The organism is Gordonia prachuapensis (assembly GCF_036350515.1).
In the GTDB taxonomy this organism is placed as follows: Bacteria; Actinomycetota; Actinomycetes; order Mycobacteriales; family Mycobacteriaceae; genus Gordonia; species Gordonia prachuapensis.
This window is the reverse complement of record NZ_JAZDUE010000001.1, coordinates 204,770-224,621: the sequence shown is the minus strand read 5'-3', so window position 1 is coordinate 224,621 and position 19,852 is coordinate 204,770. Positions and strand designations below refer to the sequence as shown.

Annotated in this window: 27 protein-coding genes; 14 read left to right on the top strand and 13 right to left on the bottom strand. The window is 65.9% G+C overall.

What is annotated here, in order from left to right; genetic code table 11:
* Nucleotides 1-71: 71 nt before the first annotated feature.
* The 5 genes from rpsD to infA all read right to left on the bottom strand — a co-directional run bounded on the left by rpsD (nt 72) and on the right by infA (nt 2,089).
* Nucleotides 72-677, bottom strand: coding sequence for a 30S ribosomal protein S4 (rpsD, locus tag V1Y59_RS00920; RefSeq protein ID WP_330432676.1), 606 nt, complete (start codon nt 675-677; stop codon nt 72-74).
* A gap of 25 nt (nt 678-702) precedes the next feature.
* Entirely contained in the window at nt 703-1,110 is a 408-nt protein-coding gene (rpsK, locus tag V1Y59_RS00915) for a 30S ribosomal protein S11 (RefSeq protein ID WP_330432677.1), read from the bottom strand.
* A complete protein-coding gene (gene rpsM, locus V1Y59_RS00910; RefSeq protein WP_330432678.1) occupies nt 1,110-1,478 on the bottom strand; it encodes a 30S ribosomal protein S13 in 369 nt (122 codons plus the stop codon). The genes rpsK and rpsM overlap by 1 nt, the downstream gene beginning before the upstream one ends.
* 200 nt (nt 1,479-1,678) lie before the next feature.
* Entirely contained in the window at nt 1,679-1,792 is a 114-nt protein-coding gene (gene rpmJ / locus V1Y59_RS00905; protein ID WP_040515091.1) for a 50S ribosomal protein L36, read from the bottom strand.
* Between the two features lie 75 nt (nt 1,793-1,867).
* Nucleotides 1,868-2,089 carry a translation initiation factor IF-1 gene (gene infA, locus V1Y59_RS00900; protein ID WP_005170487.1) on the bottom strand — a complete coding sequence of 74 codons (222 nt, stop codon included), beginning with the start codon at nt 2,087-2,089 and terminating at the stop codon, nt 1,868-1,870.
* Between the two features lie 491 nt (nt 2,090-2,580).
* On the opposite strand from infA, the gene V1Y59_RS00895 reads away from it, so the two are divergent.
* The 14 genes from V1Y59_RS00895 to fdhD all read left to right on the top strand — a co-directional run bounded on the left by V1Y59_RS00895 (nt 2,581) and on the right by fdhD (nt 14,568).
* Nucleotides 2,581-3,438, top strand: a complete 858-nt coding sequence (locus V1Y59_RS00895) for an MlaE family ABC transporter permease (protein ID WP_330502954.1) — start codon at nt 2,581-2,583, stop codon at nt 3,436-3,438.
* A gap of 4 nt (nt 3,439-3,442) precedes the next feature.
* A complete protein-coding gene (locus V1Y59_RS00890; protein WP_330502953.1) occupies nt 3,443-4,498 on the top strand; it encodes an MlaD family protein in 1,056 nt (351 codons plus the stop codon).
* The gene (locus V1Y59_RS00885) at nt 4,495-5,523 is read left to right on the top strand and encodes an MlaD family protein (protein WP_330502952.1); all 1,029 of its coding nucleotides are present in this window, start codon (nt 4,495-4,497) and stop codon (nt 5,521-5,523) included. The genes V1Y59_RS00890 and V1Y59_RS00885 overlap by 4 nt, the downstream gene beginning before the upstream one ends.
* Entirely contained in the window at nt 5,511-6,626 is a 1,116-nt protein-coding gene (locus V1Y59_RS00880) for an MCE family protein (protein WP_330502951.1), read from the top strand. Before V1Y59_RS00885 ends, V1Y59_RS00880 begins: the two co-directional genes overlap by 13 nt.
* Nucleotides 6,626-7,741 carry an MlaD family protein gene (locus V1Y59_RS00875; RefSeq protein ID WP_330502950.1) on the top strand — a complete coding sequence of 372 codons (1,116 nt, stop codon included), beginning with the start codon at nt 6,626-6,628 and terminating at the stop codon, nt 7,739-7,741. Before V1Y59_RS00880 ends, V1Y59_RS00875 begins: the two co-directional genes overlap by 1 nt.
* Entirely contained in the window at nt 7,738-8,787 is a 1,050-nt protein-coding gene (locus V1Y59_RS00870) for an MlaD family protein (RefSeq protein ID WP_330502949.1), read from the top strand. The genes V1Y59_RS00875 and V1Y59_RS00870 overlap by 4 nt, the downstream gene beginning before the upstream one ends.
* Nucleotides 8,784-9,752, top strand: coding sequence for an MlaD family protein (locus tag V1Y59_RS00865; RefSeq protein WP_330502948.1), 969 nt, complete (start codon nt 8,784-8,786; stop codon nt 9,750-9,752). The genes V1Y59_RS00870 and V1Y59_RS00865 overlap by 4 nt, the downstream gene beginning before the upstream one ends.
* A 38-nt stretch (nt 9,753-9,790) precedes the next feature.
* Nucleotides 9,791-10,639 (top strand): hypothetical protein, encoded by an 849-nt coding sequence (locus V1Y59_RS00860; protein ID WP_330502947.1) that lies wholly within the window; start codon nt 9,791-9,793, stop codon nt 10,637-10,639.
* A gap of 3 nt (nt 10,640-10,642) precedes the next feature.
* Nucleotides 10,643-11,479: an MlaE family ABC transporter permease gene (locus tag V1Y59_RS00855; RefSeq protein ID WP_330432687.1), complete on the top strand. Its 837-nt coding sequence runs from the start codon at nt 10,643-10,645 to the stop codon at nt 11,477-11,479.
* A 36-nt stretch (nt 11,480-11,515) separates the two neighbouring features.
* Nucleotides 11,516-11,902, top strand: coding sequence for a phage holin family protein (locus V1Y59_RS00850; RefSeq protein ID WP_330432688.1), 387 nt, complete (start codon nt 11,516-11,518; stop codon nt 11,900-11,902).
* Nucleotides 11,903-11,955: 53 nt separating this feature from the next.
* A complete protein-coding gene (locus tag V1Y59_RS00845) occupies nt 11,956-12,615 on the top strand; it encodes an SIMPL domain-containing protein (RefSeq protein ID WP_330503224.1) in 660 nt (219 codons plus the stop codon).
* Between the two features lie 36 nt (nt 12,616-12,651).
* A complete protein-coding gene (locus tag V1Y59_RS00840) occupies nt 12,652-13,122 on the top strand; it encodes a nuclear transport factor 2 family protein (RefSeq protein WP_330502946.1) in 471 nt (156 codons plus the stop codon).
* 109 nt (nt 13,123-13,231) lie between these two features.
* Nucleotides 13,232-13,681 (top strand): D-aminoacyl-tRNA deacylase, encoded by a 450-nt coding sequence (gene dtd, locus V1Y59_RS00835; protein ID WP_330502945.1) that lies wholly within the window; start codon nt 13,232-13,234, stop codon nt 13,679-13,681.
* Nucleotides 13,682-13,734: 53 nt separating this feature from the next.
* Nucleotides 13,735-14,568: a formate dehydrogenase accessory sulfurtransferase FdhD gene (gene fdhD, locus V1Y59_RS00830; RefSeq protein ID WP_330502944.1), complete on the top strand. Its 834-nt coding sequence runs from the start codon at nt 13,735-13,737 to the stop codon at nt 14,566-14,568.
* Nucleotides 14,569-14,622: 54 nt separating this feature from the next.
* Here fdhD and map read toward each other — a convergent pair whose 3' ends face one another.
* The 8 genes from map to rplF form a co-directional block, all read right to left on the bottom strand.
* Nucleotides 14,623-15,417, bottom strand: a complete 795-nt coding sequence (map, locus tag V1Y59_RS00825; RefSeq protein WP_330502943.1) for a type I methionyl aminopeptidase — start codon at nt 15,415-15,417, stop codon at nt 14,623-14,625.
* Nucleotides 15,418-15,448: 31 nt separating this feature from the next.
* Entirely contained in the window at nt 15,449-16,003 is a 555-nt protein-coding gene (locus tag V1Y59_RS00820; RefSeq protein ID WP_330432695.1) for an adenylate kinase, read from the bottom strand.
* Nucleotides 16,000-17,325, bottom strand: a complete 1,326-nt coding sequence (secY, locus tag V1Y59_RS00815; RefSeq protein ID WP_330432696.1) for a preprotein translocase subunit SecY — start codon at nt 17,323-17,325, stop codon at nt 16,000-16,002. The genes V1Y59_RS00820 and secY overlap by 4 nt, the downstream gene beginning before the upstream one ends.
* A gap of 252 nt (nt 17,326-17,577) precedes the next feature.
* On the bottom strand, nt 17,578-18,018 hold the full coding sequence (rplO, locus tag V1Y59_RS00810) for a 50S ribosomal protein L15 (RefSeq protein WP_330502942.1): 441 nt from the start codon (nt 18,016-18,018) through the stop codon (nt 17,578-17,580).
* Nucleotides 18,018-18,200, bottom strand: coding sequence for a 50S ribosomal protein L30 (gene rpmD / locus V1Y59_RS00805; RefSeq protein WP_330432698.1), 183 nt, complete (start codon nt 18,198-18,200; stop codon nt 18,018-18,020). The genes rplO and rpmD overlap by 1 nt, the downstream gene beginning before the upstream one ends.
* A gap of 5 nt (nt 18,201-18,205) precedes the next feature.
* Nucleotides 18,206-18,853: a 30S ribosomal protein S5 gene (gene rpsE / locus V1Y59_RS00800; RefSeq protein ID WP_330502941.1), complete on the bottom strand. Its 648-nt coding sequence runs from the start codon at nt 18,851-18,853 to the stop codon at nt 18,206-18,208.
* A 46-nt stretch (nt 18,854-18,899) separates the two neighbouring features.
* Nucleotides 18,900-19,304 carry a 50S ribosomal protein L18 gene (rplR, locus tag V1Y59_RS00795; protein WP_330502940.1) on the bottom strand — a complete coding sequence of 135 codons (405 nt, stop codon included), beginning with the start codon at nt 19,302-19,304 and terminating at the stop codon, nt 18,900-18,902.
* A gap of 3 nt (nt 19,305-19,307) precedes the next feature.
* Nucleotides 19,308-19,844 (bottom strand): 50S ribosomal protein L6, encoded by a 537-nt coding sequence (gene rplF, locus V1Y59_RS00790; RefSeq protein ID WP_330502939.1) that lies wholly within the window; start codon nt 19,842-19,844, stop codon nt 19,308-19,310.
* Nucleotides 19,845-19,852: the final 8 nt, after the last annotated feature.

Here is a 19,852-nt window from a genome sequence, read left to right as displayed (position 1 = left end):
TGGCCGACCGCTATTTGACGGCCTAGAAGTGGACCGAACAGCTGTTGCTGTCTGGCTGGACTACTCGAGGACTACTTGCTGTAGAACTCGACGATGAGCTGTTCCTGCAGCGGAACGTCGATCTGGGCGCGCTCGGGCACGTTGTGCACGAGGATGCGCAGCGTCGACGGAACCACCTGCAGCCAACCCGGGACCGGACGGTCGCCCTGGATCTCCTTGGCGATCTGGAACGGCACGGTCTGCAGCGACTTCGGCTTGACGTCGATGATGTCGTACTGGCTGACGCGGTAGCTGGGCACATCCACGTTCACACCGTTGACGGTGAGGTGTCCGTGGGTGACCATCTGGCGGGCCTGACGACGGGTCCGGGCCAGTCCGGCGCGGTACACGACGTTGTCGAGACGGGTCTCGAGCAGCTTCAGCAGCTCGTCACCGGTCTTGCCGGTGCGACGGTTGGCTTCTTCGTAGTAGCGACGGAACTGCTTCTCCATCACTCCGTAGGTGAAGCGCGCCTTCTGCTTCTCCTGCAGCTGGAGCAGGTACTCGCTCTCCTTGATCCGCGAACGGCCGTGCTGGCCGGGCGGGTAGGGGCGACGCTCGAACGCCTGGTCTCCGCCGATGAGATCGACGCGCAGACGACGGGACTTCTTGGTTGCGGGGCCGGTATAACGAGCCATTTTCTTCTACCTCTTCCTTTCCCGCTTAGACCCGACGCCGCTTGGGCGGACGGCAACCGTTGTGCGGCTGCGGGGTGACATCGGAAATGGTGCCGACCTCGAGGCCGGCAGCCTGCAGGGAGCGGATGGCGGTCTCGCGACCCGAACCCGGTCCCTTGACGAACACGTCGACCTTCTTGACGCCGTGCTCCTGGGCCTTGCGCGCAGCGTTCTCGGCCGCGAGCTGAGCCGCGAACGGGGTGCTCTTGCGCGAGCCCTTGAAGCCGACGTGACCGGAGGACGCCCAGCTGATGACGGCGCCGCTCGGATCGGTGATCGACACGATGGTGTTGTTGAACGTCGACTTGATGTGTGCGTTGCCGTGCGGGACGTTCTTCTTATCGCGACGGCGGGTGCCCTTCTTGGGGCCTGCGCTACGTGACTTGGGTGGCATTACTTCTTCTTCCCGGCGATGGTCTTCTTCGGGCCCTTACGAGTACGGGCATTGGTCTTGGTGCGCTGTCCACGGACGGGCAGGCCACGACGGTGGCGGAAGCCCTGGTAGCAGCCGATCTCGATCTTGCGACGGATGTCGGCCTGCACCTCGCGACGCAGGTCACCTTCGACCTTCACCGAGTTCTCGATGTACTCACGCAGCTTGGCGACATCGGCGTCGGTGAGATCCTTCGCCCGGAGGTCGGCAGAGAGCCCGGTCCCCTCGAGGATCTCCTTGGAGGTGGTACGACCAACTCCGTAGATGTAGGTCAGTGCGATCTCCAGCCGCTTCTCGCGGGGGAGATCCACACCAGCAACACGTGCCATGTGGCGTTTCCTTCACTTCTCAGAGGTCTGCTCCCAGTCCGTCCCGAAACTCTTGTCGGGCTCCGGCCTCTGAACCGAAGGTGGGCGACGACCCGTATGTCGCCGCTGGTGCTGGGAGGGCTTCACAAAGAATGTTCAGCTCTCGATTGCGTATTCAGTTGTGGTCTAAACCTTCAAGCGACCCCGAGGGGTGCCGATGATCAGCCCTGACGCTGCTTGTGACGCAGGTTGTCGCAGATCACCATGACCCGACCGTTGCGGCGGATCACCTTGCACTTCTCGCAGATCGGCTTGACGCTCGGCTGAACCTTCACGTCCGCTTCTCCTTGACTGGTCCGGGCACGGCGGCACCGCGCCCGATCTGTCCTCGCCCCTGGCTGGGGGAAGTCCTACTTGTACCGATAAACGATGCGCCCACGACCGAGGTCGTAGGGCGAGAGTTCCACGACGACCCGGTCCTCGGGCAGGATGCGGATGTAGTGCTGCCGCATCTTGCCGCTGATGTGGGCGAGCACCTTGTGACCGTTCTCCAGCTCAATACGAAACATCGCATTGGGCAGGGGTTCGATCACTCGACCCTCGACCTCGATGGCCCCGTCTTTTTTCGCCATGTCCTCCGCGATCCTTGGCTCCTCGCCGGGAACCGCGAGGCGATCCCCAGGACACGAAGCCCGGTTGAATCCGTGCTTATCCGTTACTGTGATGGCACCGATCGCTGGCGAACGGCCCACCGGAGGCGACCCCCACCGGCCTGCGGAATCCGCTCACTGAACGGATGACACGCAGAATCCGGCGTGCGACGCACACCGACGTTCAATGTTACGCGAACTGGCACAACAGTCCAAACCGCGATCACCGGCACCGTCGTCGACGCGGCGCGACGCCGGATTCGCACTCACATCCGGCCGGCCCTGCAGATCGGAATCCTGAATCCGCCGTGCCCTCACTCAATGGTGGTGTGATGTGGAACACTTGACCACATATATGATACATATGACACGAGCTGTTGCGATGGAGCCGCGGATGCAGCCCGGGCTCATTGCACCCAGCAGGTCTCGCGACGCCGAGAATGATTGGGCACGAAGGATTTCGGGGGGATTCCATGGACGCGCCATCGACTTACTCGCCGGTAGGTACCAAACCGCTGCGCGCGGTGATCGGCGGTGTGGACACGTCGTTGGCCTATCTCGGCCAGTTCGTGTCCTTCGTCTACTACACGATCCGGTACATCCCGACGACCCTCGTCCACTATCCCCGGCAGACGGTCCGTGCGGTGACCGACCTGGCCTGGGGCCGGGGGGCCGTCGTCGTGGGTGGCGGCACCGCACTCGTGATGGCGGCACTGGGGATCGCCGCCGGTGCGACCGTGGCGGTGATCGCGCACAGCACCCTCGACCTCGTCGGGCTGGGCGCGGTGTCGGGTGCCGCGTCGTCGTTCGCCATCACCCGTGAGTTCGCCCCCATCCTCGCCGCCGTCGCCTTCGCGATCCAGGCCGGCTGCCGGATCACCGCCGAGGTCGGCTCGATGCGCATCAGCGAGGAGATCGACGCCCTCGAGGTGATCGGCGTCCACGCCATGGCCTTCGTGGTCACGACCCGAGTCATCGCGGGCGTGATCACCACCATCCCGACCTTCCTCGTCGCACTGGTCGCCAGCTACCTGAGCAGTTCGTTGGTGGTGGGCTTCCGCGATGAGTCCGTCGGCGCCTACGAGCACTACTTCGACCAGTTCCTGAACTTCGGTGACCTGGTGTTCGCGACGATCAAATGCGTCGTGTTCGTCGTCGCCGTCACGCTGATCCACTCCTACAAGGGCTTCTTCGCGCGCGGTGGCCCCGAGGGGGTCGGAGTCGCGTCGGGACGTGCCATCCGTGCCAGCCTGGTGGCGATCATGGTCCTCGATCTGATCCTCACCATCGCCTTCTGGGGTATCAACTCCCCGTTCAGCTTCCGGGGCTGATCAGATGGCAGAGTTTCGTATTCCCGGGATGTCGGCGGAGCCGGCGACGTATCGGCGGCGCGCCCTGGCGTTCCTCGCCGGCGTCACGCTGCTCGTCGGCACGATAGTCGTCGTCGAACAGGCGATTCCTGACGATTCGATGCAGGTCACGATGTCCACGTCCACCGTCGCCGGCGGCATCCAGGCCGGGGCGTCGGTGGTTCTCAACGGCTCGCAGGTCGGTCGCGTCACGCAGGTCTCGGTGCCTGTACCCGACGTCTACGAGGTCACCCTCGAACTCGACCCGGAGAGGCTCGGGGACTCCACCGATGTCCTCACCGACACCGCGATGGTCAGCTACGCACCCGAGAACCTCTTCGGCATCGCCGCGGTGGTGCTCTACGGCCAGCCCGGTGGCGACCCGCTGCGCGACGGTTCCACGTTCTCGCCGCCCGAGCCGCAGGACGCCACTCTCACCACGCTGCTCCACAACCTGAGCGACCTGCAGAACGAAGCGTTCGACCCGTACGTCGGCGACGTTCTCGACATCGCCAATCAGGCGACCCAGGGACTGCTGCCGCTGTTCGGCGCCGTCGGACAGATCGCCAGTGACGTGGCCGACACGCAGGTGGTGACGCCGCGCGAGACCCTCCCGCAATACACACAACTGATCGCACAGGTCCGGGGCACCGTCGACGACCTGCTGCCCGGAATCAAACAGATCATGGACTGGCAGGCGCCACGCGAACCCGGCTACCTCGAGCGATCGCAGAAAGGTCTGGAGGCCACCGCGGGACCGTTCATCGACGACCTCACCCGACTGCTCGCCGACGACGCACTCGGACAGACGGCACCGTTGATGCCGGTGATCACCGAAGTGCTGCAGCGGGTGCAGGACACCTTCCCGGACGCCCGGCGCAACGGCATCCAGATCGCCACGCTGATCGAACGCCTGCGCCGTTCGCTGCCCGACGCCCCCGGTGGTCCGGTCCTCAATGTCGACGTGGTCCTGAAGTCGGCACCCGGCCTGGCCGCAGCCCTCGGCCTGCCGGCCACGCGTACAGGAGGTGGTCAGCGATGACCAGTTTCCGTCGAGCTCTGGTGTACCTCTTGGTCTTCGCGGTGCTGACCGTCGCGGGCGGTCTGTTCATCACCAACGCGATCATCCGCCCGGTCCAGGACGTCAACCGCGTCTACACCGCGGACTTCGTCAACGCCGCGGGCCTGAAGGTCGGCAACGACGTCCGCGCCCGCGGTGCCCGCATCGGCAAGGTCACCGCCATTGCGGTGCACCGCGACGAGACCAACTCCGCGAGCGTCGCACGGGTCGAATTCGAGCTCGCCGGCGACGCGCAGGTGCATCAGAACAGCAACCTCGCCATCCGGTACCTGAACCTGACGGGCATCCGGTACGTCGACCTCCAGGAGCCCGAACAGCCAGGTGCACCGGTACCCGACGACGAGCTCATCACGACCGAATCGACCACCCCGTCCTTCGACGTCACGCGGGTGTTCCGCGGTCTGGCGCCGGTGTTCTCGGCGATGAGTACCGAGGACATCAACCATTTCACCGAGAGTCTGCTGGCCGTGGTGGAAGGTGACGGCTCGAGCTTTCCGCAGTTCGTGAGCTCGCTGACGACGATGATGCAACTCGTCGACGACCGGTCGCAGGTGATCAACACGCTCGTCGACAACCTCGCCGAGCTCGCCGGCGCGGTCGACGGCCGCCAGGAGTACATCGATCCGATCATCGGATACATCTCCCGCTTCGGCACCGTGCTCGCCGAGTGGACGCCGGACCTGGAGAACCTCGCCAACGACACCGGCAATCTCCTCATCCAGGCCGACTACCTGCTCGCGGCGCTCGGTCTCGAGCCCAACCGGACGCCCGACGCCGACTTCTTCGTCAATCAGATCGAACCGATCGGCGAAGCGGTCATCGGCCTGCTCTCGCTGACGCCCGGCATTCTCGAATCGATCAATTCCGTTGTCCCCGCGCCGGATGCGCAGCAGGTCGACCGCACGTGCTCCAACGGCACGGCCGACCTGCCCGCCGAGGTGAAGCTGTTCCTGCGGGGAAGTCAGGTGACGTTGTGCAAACGCTGAACTACGACAATCTGCGCGAGAACCGCACGAGCATCCCGGTGTTGTCAAGCGTCGGTGCCATCATCCGTTCGCTCTGGGCATTCGGAATCGACCTGGTCAACCGCATGACCGACCACAAACCGAAGTCCAATCGCGGGCGTCGGCGCTCCGAACTCCGTTGGGGCGTCGCCGGTGTCGTGGTCAGTCTGGTCGCGGGACTGATCGCGGTCGGGGTCTACTGGTTCGCTCCCGGCCACTACCGTGTGGTGGCGCAGTTCGAGGAGGCCGGCCAGATGAAGGTGGGCAACAGTGTCCGTGTCGCCGGTGTCCCGGTCGGCACCGTCAAGAGCATCGACCTGCAGTCCGATCACGTCGACGTCGAGATGGCGGTCCGGTGGGGCACCTACCTCGGCGACCGGACCCGGGCGGACGTCAAGATGCTCACCATCGTCGGCGGTTCGTTCGTGGATCTCACCCCGGACGGCGACGCCTCGATCGGCGACGAGCCGATCCCGACCGACCGCACGTCGGTGCCCTACAGCCTCATGCAGACCTTCCAGACCATCCAGCCGAAGCTGACGGAGATCGACGCCGACCCGCTGCGCAAGACGATGTCCGACTTCAACGAGGCGCTCACCGCCAATCCCGGTGCGCTGCGCAAGAACATCACGCTGATCCACTCGATGCTCGACAACCTGCAACAGCGCCAGGACGAGTTCGGTTCGATGCTGCGCCTCGCCGCCGACTACGCCGAACAGATCAACGCCAACGGTGACGTGATCACCCAGCTGGCGCGCAATCTCTCGAGCTTCATCTCGGAGTACGCGGTGTTCGCTCCCCGACTGAACCTGGTCCTGCACCGCACCGGGCTGCTGCTCGAACGACTGCGGGGTGTCGTGCTGCTCTACAACGAGGACATCCAGCCCCTGATCGACCAGCTCGACGCCATCGGACGTGACTTCGGGCCGGCGCTGCAGCGATACACCCCGCTGATCGAGCAGGGCCGTGACCTCATCAATCGGCTGGAGGGCATGGTGGCCCCCGACGGCTCCATCGTCATCGACCAGAGCAACGTGGTGCTGTCGTCGGACTACTGCATCCCCATGGTGGGGGTGAAGTGCTGATGCTGGCGAAGATCCTCGGCTCGAAGTGGCTGATCTCCGGCACCGCCATCGTGGTGGTCGTCGCGTCCATGGCCGGCCTGTACGTCGTCGGCAGTGGACTCACCGGACAGAAGGAGTACTGCGCGGAGTTCGACGACGCGATCGGTTTGTTCCCCGGCAACCACGTCACCCGGCGTGGGGTCACGATCGGGACGATCACCGACGTCGAGCCCGGCCGGGGCGCGGCGATCGTCCGGTTCACCGCCGACGGCGCACAGCAGCTCCCGGCCGAGGTCAAGGCGGCCACCGTGGCGCCGTCTGTCATCGCCGTGCGCCAGCTCGCGCTCATCGGCGACGACACCGGGGGTGAGGCGCTGGCGGCCGACGAGTGCATCCCGAAGACGGCCACCAACACACCGGTGTCGATCTCCGAGTCGCTCGAGAGCATCTCGACGGTCGCGAAACAGCTCACCACCGCCGGCGGCCCCGACGAACTGCAGAACGTCCTGCAGTTCGTCGGCAACCTGGACAAGGAACTCGAGGGCACCGGACCGGAACTGAACTCGCTGATCAACGACCTGGCCGAGCCGGGCAACAGTCCGATGGCCGGCGCCCTGGTCGACACGGCCCGGGTCGTCGACAACGTCAGCGCCATGTCGACCGGACTCGCCGGGAACTGGGAGTTCCTCGAGGATTTCATCACCGAGATCACCGGCGTCATCGAGCCACTGGTGTTGCCGACCATCGACGAGGTCGTGCGGATCATCGGCGCCGTGCCCGAGACGATCCAACTGCTGACCAAGGTCGTCTCCCACTACGGGCACTTCGTCTGGCCGGCGCTCGACGTGGTCGTGCCGATCGCCCGACTGATCGGCAACGGCATGCGCAACTTCGGCGACATCCTGGGCATCGTGCCCGTGCTCATCCGGGCCTTCGACATCTCCTTCGACCAGCAATCCCTGGGGCTCCGCATCCGCTACACACCGCCGACCACCCGCATCCCTGCGCAGAATCCGGAGCTGACCTGCGCGAACATCAATCGTCTCGTGCCCGGACAGTGCACCGTCACCGATCCCGACGGCATGGAGATCGATGCGATCACCATGGCGCTGATGCTGACGGGAGCCAAGCCGTGACGGCGGGGCGGCCGACCGGACGCCGGTCCGTGACGATCCGGGTGATCGCACTGCTGATGGCCGGATGGTGGCTCACCGGATGCTCCGCCTACGCGTACTTCAGCCCGGAGGAACTGCCCACCCCTCAGTCCGTGCGCACCGGATGGATGCTGAACGTCGAGGTACCCACCGCGGTGAACCTCCCGTTGGCCTCGCGTGTCACGGTCAACGGCATCGAGTCCGGCGTCGTGTCCGACATCGTGCCCGCCACCGGACACACCGTGATCCGGCTCCTGCTCGACGACGCCCAGCCCGTCTCCGCGGAGGCGACGCTGGAGCTCAAACAGGACACGCTGCTGGGTGACACCTACGTCGCGATCACCAATCCGCCCAACCCTTCTCGGACGGCCCTCCCGACCGGCGGCACTCTGCCCGAGTCCCAGGTGGAGCGTCCGGTCCAGATCGAGCAGCTGATGGTCAGCCTGTCCAACTTCCTCGGCAGCGGTGACCTGATGCAGCTGGGCAACACATTCTCCACCGTGAACAACCAGTTCCCCCAGGATCCCGCGGAGGTACGCAAGATCCAGGCCATCCTGACCGACACGGTGAACACCTGGGCGGACAGCACCGGCGACATCACGTCGATCCTGCGCAACGTCACCGCGCTCACCGAGAAGCTCAAGTCGATGAAGAGCACCTTGGAGTTCACCCTCAGCCAGGGCGGGGTCGATCAGTTCCGGGCGATGAGCGACACCACCTACCTCGTCGTGGTCCTTGCCCGCCTGCAGCGGGCGCTCGGCCCGGCGATGCCGTTGGTCCCGGTGCTCACGAGTCTGACGCAGCTCGTCAACAACGTGGCCAAGCCCATGCTCATCCCGGGCTGGCCGGACAACGACGTGTCGAACGCCGAACTGTTCGTCGACGTCCTCCACGACAAGTTGGTCCCGTACTTCAAGAACGCGCCCGGCCTGAACATCCGGTCGCTCGCCATCGAACACAACGTCTCCGACCGCGAGATCGCGGGACAGATGGCGAATGTCTTCCGCATGTTGGGAATGACCCGATGAACCCGCAGACCTACCGGGAACTGGCGCTCAACGTCGCCGCCTTCGTCACCGTCATCGTCCTCTGCGGCGGATACCTGGCGACCCAGGCCTACGACTGGGATCCGTTCGAGGAACCCAAGACCGCGGAGATGGGTGTGACGAACACCGGCCTCATCCTGTCGGGCACGGGCGTCTTCGTCAGCGGCGTCCGCATCGGCGAGGTCCGCGAGGTCCAGATCCAGCGCGAGGGTGCCAATCTCGTGCTCGAATACGAGAACGCGCAACAGATCCCCGCCGACTCGACCGTGGAGATCGGGTTGCAATCCGCTCTGGGCGAGCCCTACATCAACTTCAGCGGAGGCAGTTTCAGCGGCCCCGCGCTCCCGGACGGCGCGGTCATCGAAGCCGAACAGATCGCCGAACCTGAGTCGATCCCCGGTATCTTCGAAGAGATCTCGACGATGTCGTCAGCCATTGCAGCGGGGCCGATGGCCGGGGTGCTGAAGACCGTGTCGGAGGCACTCGACGGCACCGAACCGGCGCTCGGCCAGATCAGTGACGGCACGCGACTCGTTGCGGCACTGTTGTTGTCACGTTCGGAGCAACTGCGGACGATGTTCAGCAACACGCAGGTCTACACGAGCAATCTGGGGTGGATCGTGAACACCCTTCCCGAGTTCTCCCAAGGCCTCGACCGGGTGATCACCGACTTCCAGGGCGCACTGCACACGACCGCCAACCTGGTCAACACCGTCGATCCGTACACTGCGATCACCGAAACCCTGCACCCGTTCTTCGAACGGTTCAACCCGTACCTGGAAGAGACGATCCCGCCGGTGATGGACGCCGTCGGACCCCTCATGCCGATCGTGACCGCACTCAACCAGACCGTGCCGCAGATCAACATGAGTGAGCTGCTGGCGCGCGCATTGGAACTGTTCGGCGCCGGCGACGGCATGCGGCTGGTCATCACCCAGCCGAACTGATGCCGGACACCATGCACACGAAGAACGGAGAAACGGCTGTGGCCGAAGACAAGACGCCGTCCGCACCGGACGACAACGAGAACACGGGCACCGACGACAGCACGGACCTCGACCGCTCGACGGACCCCGCGACCCGCCTGACCGAGAGCAGCGATGCGGACGGCGAGGCGGCCGGTGACGACACACCGAAGCGCGATGTCACAGACGAGACGACCCCGAACCGGTCCGGCTCGCCCGCGGATGACAAGCCGGCGGTCGACGACAAGCCGGCGGGTGCCTCGAGATCCACACGGCAACTGTCCATCTCGGTCGGCACCCTCGCGATCTCCGTGGTGGTGATCGCGCTCGTCGCCGCCCTGGTGACATTCGCCTACCGCGACTTCTCGGCGCGCGACGAGTTGAACGCCCTCAAATCCGAGGCCGCCGACTCGGCAGCCGCCGAGGAGGTCGCCGGACGCTACGCCGTCGCCGCGGCCACTCTGGATTACGAAGATCTGACTCCGTGGATCGCCGCGATGAAGGACGGGGTCAGCCCCGAGCTACAGAAGAAGTACGACGTCATCGGGCAGGCGATGGAACAGATCATCACACCGCTGCGGATGCAGACGACTGCCGAACTCGTTCTCGCCAAGACGACGGAGTCCAACGGCGACATGTTCCAGGTCGACGCCGTCGTCAACGTCAACACGACGAGCGTGCAGACCCCCGACGGCGGCAGTGCCGTGGCCGTTTACACAGTCACGCTCGATCGGTCGCAGGATTGGCTCATCACCGAGGTGGGCGACCCCACCGGGGCGATTCCCGGCAGCCTGGAAGGCGCTGCGCCCGAGGCCGCCCCGCAGGAGTCCGCCCCACCACCGCCGCCGTCGCCGGCACCCGGGGGCTGATCGATGACCCAACGAGTATCGCGTAGCCCGGCCTACGAGGCGTTCGCCGAGAACTTCTCGGAGAACGCCCTGGGTCCGGTCCGGACCCTGGGTCGCACCTTCCGCCTGTCCATCGTCTCGATGCTGCAACTCGCGCTCGACATCCTGCGCGGGCAGCTGAAGTTCCGCGAGGCGGTCGTCATGGCCTGGTACCTGGTGAGCGTCACCGCGCTGCCGGCGTTCCTGATGGCGATCCCGTTCGGCGTCATCGTCACAATCCAGATCGGCAACATCATCAACCAGCTCGGCGCACAATCGTTGCTGGGCGCGGCATCCGGGTTCGCCGTCATCCAGCAGGCGGCGCCACTCGCGGCCGGCATCCTGCTCGGCGGCGCCGGGGCATCGGCCATCGCGGCCGACCTCGGCGCACGCACCGTCCGGGAGGAGATCGACGCCATGCGCACCATGGGCGTGGATCCGATCCAGCGGCTGGTGGTCCCCCGGGTCATCGCTGCGGCCTTCGTCGCCCCGCTGCTCGCGGTGTTCATCATCGTGGTCGGTGTCGTCGCCGCGTTCTACCTGGCCGTCACCATGCAGGGTGTCGGACCCGGTAGCTACTGGCTGTCCTTCGGCGCCTTCGCATCACCACGCGACCTGGCACTGGCGCTGATCAAGGCGGCGATCTTCGGTGTGATCATCGCGGTCATCGGGTGTCAGCGGGGGCTGGAGGCCAAGGGCGGACCGCGCGGTGTCGCCGACGGGGTCAACGCGACAGTGGTGGTGTCGACGGTCGCGATCATCGGCGTGAACTTCGTGATCACCCTGATCTACACGGTCTTCTTTCCGCTGCAGATCGGCTGACGTCCGGGCGGCTGCGGATCTGGCACACTGACCCCCATGTCCGCCTTCCTGATTCGTTCCGCGTTCACGGGGTTCGCCCTGTGGATCGCGACGTTGATCGTGCCGGGACTCGACTTCGTCGGCGGGTCCACGGGGTGGGAGCAGTTCGGCATCGTCGTGGTGGTCGCCCTGATCTTCGGGGTGGTCAACGCGATCATCAAGCCGGTCGTGCAGATCCTGTCGATTCCGCTCTACATCCTCACTCTCGGCCTGATCCACGTCGTCATCAACGCCTTCATGCTCGAGATCACGGCATGGATCACCCGGAACACCACCCACTGGGGCCTCGAGGTCGACAGCTTCTTCTGGTCGGCCATCCTCGGCGCGATCGTCATCTCGATCGTCGGCTGGATGCTGGGTCTGCTGATGCGGGAGCCGGTGTGAGTCGGCGGACGGCCCGGGTCGCGGCGATCGTCGCGAGTGTGGCGGCGGTGCTGATGGTGTCCGCCTGCGGGAGCGGCGGCGGAGACGACCCGCGGACCGTGACCGTCGTCGGCAACGGCGAGGTCACCGGCACCCCGGACACGTTGCGCGCCGACATCGGCGTCGAGGCCACCGCCGATGACGTCTCGAGTGCGTTGAACGAGTCGAGTACACAGGTGAGTGCGGTGACCGACGCAGTCGTCGAGGCGGGCGTCGCGCGCGAGGACATCCAGACACAACAGGTGGACCTCAGTCCGCAGTACGCCAACCCGGCCCCCGGTTCGACCCGCGAGATCTCCGGATATCAGGCCACGAACACGATCCGGGTGACCATCCGTGACATCGCAACCGCCTCGGACGTCCTCGCCGCGGCCGCCACCGCGGGCGGCGACAACACCCGGATCAGCAACGTGGCGTTCGCCATCGACGACGATTCGGAGTTGATGAAGCAGGCGCGCGAGGCCGCGTTCACCGACGCCCGTGGTCGCGCGGACCAGTACGCGTCGCTCAGTGGGGATTCCCTCGGCGATGTGCAGACCATCAACGAGCAGACCAGCGGGCAGGAACAGCCGACGACAGTGCAGCGCGACTCGGTGGCCGCTGCCCCCGTTCCGATCGAACCCGGCCAGCAGACACTCACCTTCTCGGTCACGGTGACCTTCGAGCTGACGTAGCAGCGGGCCGGACCCCGACGGGCGTACCGTCGAGGTGTGGCGGAATCGGCCGGATGGTCACCTGCGCTGGATGAACTGATCCAGCGCAACGACGATGCCGCCCGGGCCTACATCAACGGAGAAGTCGACCGATTCCTCGACCTGGTGAATCCTGCCGACGACTACACCCTGTTCACTCCTTTCGGTGGCGAGGCGGTCTCGGACATGGATCGCAGCGAGGACGCCAAGCGCGCCACCGCCGAGTTCTTCCAGGGCGGCGAGGCCGCGCTCGAGGTCGCCGCGGCGCACAAGTCCGGCGACCTCGCCGTGCTGATCGCCATCGAACGACAACACGGTCGCGTCGGCGGCCGCGACCTGCCGGACTGTTCGCTGCGCGTGACGCTCGTCTTCCGGCACGACGACGCCGGGTGGCGACTTCTGCACCGGCACGCCGATCCCCTGGTCCATCCGATCGACTTCGACGCACTCGTCGGACTGCTTGGCGGCGCCGAGCCGTCGGGACGCTAGACGCTCGGGTTCCAACCATCCGCTCGGTGTGCTGGCCGAGCGTGTGGTGGGAGCCTGAGCGTTTCGGCCGATGCCATGCACAGTCACGCCGCATGGCACCCTGTTGCCCATGCGTGCAGTCATCCAACGCGTGACCGAGGCGTCCGTGGTCGTCGACGGCGAGACCGTCGGGGCACTCGACCTGGCGGACGGCCGTACCGGTCTCGTCGCACTCGTCGGCGTCACGCACGACGACACCGAGGAACTCGCGGCGAAACTCGCCGACAAGATCTGGCGACTCCGCATCCTCGACGGCGACGACGGCCGCGAGTGCTCGGCCTCCGACGTCGACGCACCGATCCTGGTGATCAGCCAGTTCACGCTGTATGCGAACACCGCCAAGGGGCGACGTCCCTCGTGGAATGCCGCAGCGCCCGGGCCGGTCGCCGAGCCGCTGGTCTCGGCTGTGATCGATGCCCTCCGCGACGCCGGCGCGACGGTCGCCACCGGGCGGTTCGGCGCCGACATGAAGGTCAGGCTCGTCAACGACGGCCCGGTCACCCTTGTCCTCGACGTCTAGTCGGCACATCGGGGGCCACGCCCGCGCAACCTCGCATCGGTAGTGTCGTCGCTGTGGGACGCATAACCGCCCGGCGACGGGTCACCAGGATTCGGCGAGATCAGCCGACAGCGGTACGCGCTGATGTCCTGGCCGTCGAGGAACCCCTCGAGATCAGGGTCGACGGCGTGCGTTTCGTCGTCACCATGCGCACCCCGGGCAACGACGTCGAACTCGCGATCGGCTACCTCGTGTCCGAAGGAATCGTCGCCGCAGGCTCCGACGTCGACACGGCCCGGTACTGTGCCGGCACGGACGCCGACGGGATGAACACGTACAACGTGCTCGACGTGACCCTGGCGCCGGGCGTTTCCGGCCCCGACCCGACGGCGGCGCGGCAGGTCACCATGACCAGCGCCTGCGGGGTCTGCGGCAAGGACAGCATCGACGCGGTGACGACCCGGTCCAGATTCGATCCGGCCGTCGACCCGCTGATCGTGAAACCGGATGTGCTGCTGGAACTTCCGGACCGGCTACGTGCCGGGCAGTCGGTCTTCGACAAGACCGGGGGGCTTCATGCCGCCGCACTCGTCGACGGTCGATCCGGCGAGCTCATCGCACTGCGCGAAGATGTCGGCCGACACAACGCCGTCGACAAGATCATCGGCTGGGCCGCCGCCGCGAACCTGCTCCCGCTGCGTGAACACATCCTGCAGGTGTCGGGCCGGGCCAGCTTCGAGCTCGTTCAGAAGGCGGCGATGGCCGGCATCCCGGTTCTCTCCGCCGTGTCGGCACCGTCGTCGTTGGCCGCCGAACTCGCCGAGGAACGCGGGATCACCCTCGCCGGTTTCGTCCGCGGGGACTCCATGGTCCTCTACAGTCGCCCGGACCGCGTGGCACCACCCTGAGCGCGAATTCTCGAGCTGCGCAGCGGGCCTGCGGAGCGCGGGCGGCGGCGTCGCTCAGCTGGGGCGGGGTGTGAGGATGCGCGGGCCGTCGCCGGTGACGACGACGGTGTGCTCCCAATGCGCTGCCCGGGAGCCGTCGTCGGTGACCACGGTCCAGTCGTCGTCGAGCACGGATGTCTCGGTGGTGCCCAGCGTCAGCATCGGTTCGATCGCGAGGGTCGATCCGATGACCAGACGTGGACCCCGATTCGGCTTTCCTTCGTTCGCCAGGAACGGTTCCATGTGCATCTCGCGTCCGATGCCGTGGCCGCCGTAACCGGCGACGATGCCGAACGCACGTCCGAACTTCTGTTCCGCGGCCCGGGTTCCGAGTTCGATGGCGTGCGAGATGTCGGTGAGCCGGGCGCCGTCGACCATCGCGGCTATCCCCGCCTCCATCGACAGACGCGTGGCCTCGGACAGTTCGGAATCCTCCGCGGAGAGCTCGCCCACGCCGAAGGTCCAGGCGGAGTCGCCATGCCAACCGTCGAGGATGGCGCCACAGTCGATCGACACCAGATCACCCTCGGCCAGGACCACATCCGACGACGGGATTCCATGCACCACAACATCGTTCACCGAGCTGCAGATCGAACCAGGAAAGCCGTGGTAGCCCTTGAACGACGGAACCGCACCGGCGTCCCGGATCACGGATTCGGCCACCTCGTCGAGTTCCAGCGTGGACACACCCGGTGCGGCCGCGTCGCGGACCGCGACGAGAGCCGCACCCACCACGGCACCGGCGGCAGCCATGGCGTCGACTTCGGCGGCGGTCCGGAACGGCACCGGCCGGGGTTTGCGAAAAGCCATGGATACGACCGCTATTCGGTGTGGACGCGGATCAGGACACGCCCGCGCCGAGCGCGCTCAGCACACGCTGGTGGACGTCCTGCACATCACCGACGGCATCGATGGTCTTGACCTCGTCGCCATAGTACTCGAGCAACGGCGCGGTTTCCTTGGTGTAGACCGACATCCGGTTGCGGATGACCTCTTCGGTGTCGTCGGCGCGGCCGCGGGCCATCATGCGTTCGACGACGACCTCGGTGTCCACCACGAACGACAGCACGGCGTCGAGGCCGGTGTCGAGCTTGGCGAGGATGTCCTTGAGCGCGTCGGCCTGCTCGGTCGAGCGGGGGAAGCCGTCGAGGATGAATCCCTTTGCGGCGTCAGGCTCGGCGACTCGTGCGCGCACCATGTCGACCGTGATCTCGGACGGCACCAGGTCGCCCGCGTCGAGGTAGCGCTTGGCCTCGATCCCGACTGCCGTGCCCTGGGAGATATTGGCACGGAAGAGGTCTCCGGTGGAGATGTGCGGGATGCCGATCGCTTCGGAGAGCAGCTCCGCCTGAGTGCCCTTGCCGGCGCCGGGGGGGCCGAGAATCACGAGTCTCACTTGAGGAATCCTTCGTACTTACGTTGCATCAGTTGACTGTTGACTTGCTTCATGGTGTCCAGACCCACACCGACCATGATCAGCACGGCCGTGCCCCCAAATGGCAGGTTCTGTACACCACCGCTGTTACCGATCTCGAGGAACAGGTTGGGCAGTACCGCGATGATACCCAGGTAGATCGAGCCCGGCAGTGTGATGCGGCTCAACACATAGCCGAGGTAATCGGCCGTCGGCCGGCCGGGCCGGATACCCGGGATGAAGCCACCGTACTTCTTCATGTCGTCGGCGCGCTCCTCCGGATTGAACGTGACCGCGACGTAGAAGTACGTGAAGAAGATGATCATCAGGAAGTACACGAGGATGTAGACCCAGCTACCGGGGTCGGTCAGATACTCGCTGATGTAGCGCTGCCAGGACGACTGCTCGCCGGCCGGGTCCTGCGTCAGCTGCAGGATGAGCTGCGGGAGGTAAAGCAGCGATGAAGCGAAGATCACCGGGATGACGCCGGCCTGGTTGACCTTCAGCGGCAGGTAGGTCGAGGAACCGCCGTACATCTTCCGGCCCACCATGCGCTTGGCGTACTGCACGGGGATGCGGCGCTGGCCCTGCTCGATGAACACGACGCCGGCCACGATCAGCAGCGCGGCGACACACACCAGGCTGAAGACCAGCGGACCGCGGGTGTCGAGGATGTTGCGGCCTTCCGCGGGGATGCGTGCGGCGATACCGGCGAAGATCAGCAGGGACATGCCGTTGCCGACGCCCCGCTCGGTGATGAGCTCGCCGAACCACATGACGACACACGCACCGGCGGTCATCACGAGCACGATGATGGCGAGTCCGAAGATGGACTGGTCGTTGATGATCTGATCACCGACCGAACAGTCCGCGAGCAACTGCCCCCGGTCGGCGAGGGCCACGATGCCGGTCGACTGCAACAGCGCCAACGCCACCGTGAGGTAGCGGGTGTACTGCGTCATCTTGGCCTGGCCGGACTGGCCTTCCTTGCGCAGCTGCTCGAAACGCGGGATCACCACGGTCAGCAACTGCACGATGATGCTGGCCGTGATGTAGGGCATGATGCCGATCGCGAACACCGACAACTGCAGCAGTGCACCGCCGGAGAACAGGCTGATCAGCGAGTAGATGTTCGCCGAGTCGCCTTGCGAGACCTCGTCGAGACATGCCCGCACGGTCTGATAGTCGACGCCGGGCGAAGGAATGGTCGCACCCAGTCGATACAGCACGATGATGCCGATGACGAAGAGGATCTTCTTCCTCAGATCGGGCGTCCTAAAGGCCGCGACGAGGGGGGAAAACACTAACTCCTCCTAGGAACGACCACGCAGCAAGGACTCGCATCCCCCACGTGCTCGGCAATCGACGTTGATCGAAGCGTCAAGACAACGCTTGAACTCTAACAGTCACGCCATCGGCCCTCGTCAGCGCGACGGCCGTTGTCCCGCTTGTCCGAGTGGCGACCCGCACCGTGGCGATGGTCGGCCCCGAACGGCGAGACCGCCGGAGGTCGGCAGCGAGTGTGCACTGCCGACCGCCGACGGAATCAAGGCGATTCAGAGTTCGGTGACGCTGCCACCGGCAGCGGCGATCTTCTCCTTGGCCGAAGCCGTGAACTTGTTGGCGGTGACGTCGACCTTGACGCCGAGTTCCCCGTCGCCGAGGACCTTGACGAGCTGGTTCTTGCGAACCGCACCGGCGGCGACGAGTTCGTCGACGCCGATGGTGCCGCCCTGCGGGAACAGCTTGGCGATGTCGCCGACGTTGACGACCTGGTACTCGACCCGGTTGTTGTTCTTGAAGCCCTTGAGCTTCGGCAGGCGCATGTGGATCGGCATCTGGCCACCCTCGAAGGCAGCGGGCACGTTCTTACGTGCCTTGGTGCCCTTGGTGCCGCGGCCCGCGGTCTTGCCCTTCGAGCCCTCACCGCGACCCACACGGGTCTTCTCGGTCTTCGCGCCCTCCGCGGGGCGAAGATGATGGAGCTTGATTGTCATTACTTGACCTCTTCGACTGTCACGAGGTGCCGCACGGCGTTGATCAGGCCGCGGTTGATCGGCGTGTCCTCACGGGTGACGGTCTGGCGGACGCCCTTGAGTCCGAGGGTCCGCAGGCTGTCACGCTGGTTGCTCTTGGTCCCGATGGTGCTTTTCACCTGGGTGATCTTGAGTTCTGCCATGGTGATCAGACTCCTTGTCCGGCGCGGGCGCGGAGCATGCCGGCCGGCGCGACGTCTTCGATCGGCAGACCACGACGTGCGGCGACCTCTTCGGGGCGCTGCAGCATCTTCAGCGCGGCAACGGTCGCATGGACGACGTTGATCGCGTTGTCGCTGCCGAGGCTCTTGGCGAGCACGTCGTGCACGCCCGCGCACTCGAGCACGGCACGCACCGCGCCACCGGCGATCACACCGGTACCGGGGCTGGCCGGGCGGAGCATCACGACACCGGCGGCGGCCTCACCCTGGACGGGGTGCGTCACGGTGCCGGCGATCAGCGGCACGCGGAAGAAGTTCTTGCGAGCCTCTTCGACGCCCTTCTGGATCGCGGCCGGGACTTCCTTGGCCTTGCCGTAGCCGACACCGACCATGCCCTGGCCGTCGCCGACCACCACGAGAGCGGTGAAGGAGAAGCGACGGCCACCCTTCACCACCTTGGAGACACGGTTGATGGTGACCACGCGCTCGAGCTGGTTGCGCTCCTCGCGCTCACGTCCGCCACGGTCGTCGCGACGGCCGCGTCCGCGGCGCTGGTCGCGCTGATCGTTGCCGGCTGCGGTGTTGTTGTCGTTTCCGGCGGGTCCGTTTCCGCCGTCACGCTGACGTCCGGGCATCAGAGGTTCCCTCCGGTCATGTTGGTCGTGCTGGTGTAGATGGTCATCAGAAGGTCAGGCCTCCCTCGCGGGCGGCGTCCGCGAGCGCGGCGATCCGTCCGTGGTAGTCCTTGCCGCCACGGTCGAACACGACGGTCTCGACCCCTGCTGCCTTGGCGCGGGCGGCGATCAGCTCGCCGACCTTGCGGGCCTGGGCGGTCTTGTCGCCGTCGACCGAACGCACGTCGGCCTCGATGGACGACGCGGCGGCCAGCGTCTTGCCGGCCAGATCGTCGATCAGCTGCACGTGGATGTGGCGCGAGCTGCGCTTGACCGACAGGCGCGGACGCTGCGGCGTGCCGTCGACCTTCTTGCGGAGCCGGAAGTGCCGGTTCGCGGTCGCCTTGCGACGGCGGGTCGACACGTCCTTGCCGATGGGCTTGCGAACAGTCTTGGTTGCGGTGTCACTCATGGCTTACTTACCCGTCTTTCCGACCTTGCGACGGATCTGCTCACCCTCGTAGCGAATGCCCTTGCCCTTGTAGGGGTCCGGACGACGCAGGCGGCGGATGTTCGCCGAGATCTGGCCGACTTGCTGCTTGTCGATACCCGAGATCGAGAACTTCGTGGGCGATTCCACGGCGAAGGAGATGCCTTCGGGCGCCTCGATCGGCACCGGGTGGCTGTAGCCGAGGGCGAACTCGAGGTCGGTGCCCTTGGCCTGCACGCGGTAGCCGACACCGAAGATCTCCATCTTCGTGGTGTAGCCCTGCGTGACGCCGATGACGAGGTTGTTCACCAGCGTGCGGCTGAGGCCGTGCAGGGAACGGTTGCGACGCTCGTCGTTCGGCCGGCTGACAACGATCTCGTTGTCTTCCTTGGCGACGGTGATCGGCTCCGCGATGGTGACGCTCAGTTCACCCTTGGGGCCCTTCACCTTGACGTCCTGGCCGTCGATCGTGACGTCGACGCCAGTGGGGATCTGGATGGGATGCTTTCCGATACGCGACATGTGAGGCC

What these genes read in the sequence shown, in the direction of transcription:
- rpsD (WP_330432676.1), bottom strand. Translation starts at nt 677, where the DNA reads ATGGCTCGTTATACCGGCCCCGCAACCAAGAAGTCCCGTCGTCTGCGC.
- rpsK (WP_330432677.1), bottom strand. Translation starts at nt 1,110, where the DNA reads ATGCCACCCAAGTCACGTAGCGCAGGCCCCAAGAAGGGCACCCGCCGT.
- rpsM (WP_330432678.1), bottom strand. Translation starts at nt 1,478, where the DNA reads ATGGCACGTGTTGCTGGTGTGGATCTCCCCCGCGAGAAGCGGCTGGAG.
- infA (WP_005170487.1), bottom strand. Translation starts at nt 2,089, where the DNA reads ATGGCGAAAAAAGACGGGGCCATCGAGGTCGAGGGTCGAGTGATCGAA.
- V1Y59_RS00895 (WP_330502954.1), top strand. Translation starts at nt 2,581, where the DNA reads ATGGACGCGCCATCGACTTACTCGCCGGTAGGTACCAAACCGCTGCGC.
- V1Y59_RS00890 (WP_330502953.1), top strand. Translation starts at nt 3,443, where the DNA reads ATGGCAGAGTTTCGTATTCCCGGGATGTCGGCGGAGCCGGCGACGTAT.
- V1Y59_RS00885 (WP_330502952.1), top strand. Translation starts at nt 4,495, where the DNA reads ATGACCAGTTTCCGTCGAGCTCTGGTGTACCTCTTGGTCTTCGCGGTG.
- V1Y59_RS00875 (WP_330502950.1), top strand. Translation starts at nt 6,626, where the DNA reads ATGCTGGCGAAGATCCTCGGCTCGAAGTGGCTGATCTCCGGCACCGCC.
- V1Y59_RS00865 (WP_330502948.1), top strand. Translation starts at nt 8,784, where the DNA reads ATGAACCCGCAGACCTACCGGGAACTGGCGCTCAACGTCGCCGCCTTC.
- V1Y59_RS00855 (WP_330432687.1), top strand. Translation starts at nt 10,643, where the DNA reads ATGACCCAACGAGTATCGCGTAGCCCGGCCTACGAGGCGTTCGCCGAG.
- V1Y59_RS00850 (WP_330432688.1), top strand. Translation starts at nt 11,516, where the DNA reads ATGTCCGCCTTCCTGATTCGTTCCGCGTTCACGGGGTTCGCCCTGTGG.
- V1Y59_RS00845 (WP_330503224.1), top strand. Translation starts at nt 11,956, where the DNA reads ATGGTGTCCGCCTGCGGGAGCGGCGGCGGAGACGACCCGCGGACCGTG.
- dtd (WP_330502945.1), top strand. Translation starts at nt 13,232, where the DNA reads ATGCGTGCAGTCATCCAACGCGTGACCGAGGCGTCCGTGGTCGTCGAC.
- map (WP_330502943.1), bottom strand. Translation starts at nt 15,417, where the DNA reads ATGGCTTTTCGCAAACCCCGGCCGGTGCCGTTCCGGACCGCCGCCGAA.
- rplO (WP_330502942.1), bottom strand. Translation starts at nt 18,018, where the DNA reads ATGACAATCAAGCTCCATCATCTTCGCCCCGCGGAGGGCGCGAAGACC.
- rpmD (WP_330432698.1), bottom strand. Translation starts at nt 18,200, where the DNA reads ATGGCAGAACTCAAGATCACCCAGGTGAAAAGCACCATCGGGACCAAG.
- rpsE (WP_330502941.1), bottom strand. Translation starts at nt 18,853, where the DNA reads ATGCCCGGACGTCAGCGTGACGGCGGAAACGGACCCGCCGGAAACGAC.
- rplR (WP_330502940.1), bottom strand. Translation starts at nt 19,304, where the DNA reads ATGAGTGACACCGCAACCAAGACTGTTCGCAAGCCCATCGGCAAGGAC.
- rplF (WP_330502939.1), bottom strand. Translation starts at nt 19,844, where the DNA reads ATGTCGCGTATCGGAAAGCATCCCATCCAGATCCCCACTGGCGTCGAC.